Here is a 255-nt window from a genome sequence, read left to right on the forward strand (position 1 = left end):
GGTTGATTTCTGTTCCTCAGGGTACTTAGATGTTTCAGTTCCCCTGGTTCGCCTCACACACCTATGTATTCAGTGTGTGATAACCAACTTATGTTGGTTGGGTTTCCCCATTCAGACATCTCCGGATCACAGGTTGTTTGCCACCTCCCCGAAGCTTTTCGCAGGCTACCACGTCTTTCATCGCCTCTGACTGCCAAGGCATCCACCGTATGCGCTTCTTCACTTGACCATATAACCCCAAACAATCTGCCATCT

Annotated in this window: 1 rRNA gene; it reads right to left on the reverse strand. The window is 49.0% G+C overall.

What is annotated here, in order from left to right:
- Positions 1-229 (reverse strand): 23S ribosomal RNA (locus tag JFY56_RS24840); the annotation flags it as partial.
- Positions 230-255: the final 26 nt, after the last annotated feature.

The sequence above is a fragment of the Pseudomonas schmalbachii genome (assembly GCF_017589465.1).
GTDB classification, from domain to species: domain Bacteria; phylum Pseudomonadota; class Gammaproteobacteria; order Pseudomonadales; family Pseudomonadaceae; genus Pseudomonas; species Pseudomonas schmalbachii.